1 protein-coding gene is annotated in these 316 nt (G+C 61.7%); it reads right to left on the bottom strand.

What is annotated here, in order from left to right; genetic code table 11:
* On the bottom strand, positions 1–316 hold a 316-nt coding region (locus ACM6IR_RS25110), incomplete at both ends, for an aromatic amino acid lyase (RefSeq protein ID WP_414910181.1).

The following is a 316-nucleotide window of genomic DNA, read 5'->3' as shown; positions in this document are numbered from 1 at the left end:
AGCGGCCAGCGTCAGGGGCTTCAGACCGGCAACTTTCAGTGCCTCGGTCGCTTCCATCCATTCGCCTTTGTAGCGAGCCTTGCCTTCGCCCAGCAGCACCAGCGACATGTGGGCCAATGGCGCCAGGTCACCGGAAGCACCGACCGAACCTTTCAATGGAATGTGCGGGTAAACCTCGGCGTTGATCAGCGCGATCAGTGCGTCGATCACTACACGGCGAATACCGGAAAAACCACGGCTCAGGCTGTTGACCTTGAGCACCATGACCAGCCGCACCAGCGCATCGCTGATCGGCTCGCCGACACCGGCGGCGTGA

It is taken from the genome of Pseudomonas sp. IT-P253 (genome assembly GCF_949768125.1).
Classification (GTDB): Bacteria; Pseudomonadota; Gammaproteobacteria; order Pseudomonadales; family Pseudomonadaceae; genus Aquipseudomonas.
The sequence above is the reverse complement of the archived record's forward strand: the minus strand, read 5'-3'. Positions and strand labels throughout refer to the sequence as shown.